The organism is Syntrophomonas sp. UBA1041 (assembly GCF_002316705.1).
Classification (GTDB): Bacteria; Bacillota; Syntrophomonadia; order Syntrophomonadales; family Syntrophomonadaceae; genus DTU019.
This window is the reverse complement of the sequence record NZ_DCEA01000042.1, coordinates 18,937-19,309: the sequence shown is the minus strand read 5'-3', so window position 1 is coordinate 19,309 and position 373 is coordinate 18,937. Positions and strand designations below refer to the sequence as shown.

Below are 373 nucleotides of genomic sequence, written 5' to 3'. Positions count from 1 at the left end.
TTTTGTTCTCTTGGCAAATTACGCGAGATAGGAGCAATAAATGATTCCTTTGAAAATCCAGTTATCGGGTGCCTTGTTTCGTCGCCAAAAGACATAACCGAACTACAGGAACTACTCGATAAGAGCAACCTTATCATAACAACAATGTCATTGCTTAATTCTGGTCACTTCAAAGATGAGTTTTTACGACTTTTGGCATCAATGTGCGACACACTTATTATTGATGAATCACATCACGTTCCGGCAAATTCATGGAAGAAAGTCAAAAAAGTGTTTGAATCCGTTGAGTGCTTGCAATTTACAGCCACACCATTCCGAAATGATGGGAAAAAGATCGATGGCGATATCATTTATAATTTTCCGCTTGCTCTTG

The 373-nt window shown here is 38.6% G+C and carries 1 protein-coding gene; it reads left to right on the top strand.

Going from position 1 to position 373, the window contains the following annotated elements; genetic code table 11:
* Window positions 1–144 precede the first annotated feature (144 nt).
* The coding region (locus tag B2633_RS06960; protein WP_483169894.1) for a DEAD/DEAH box helicase family protein at window positions 145–373 on the top strand (229 nt) is incomplete at its 3' end.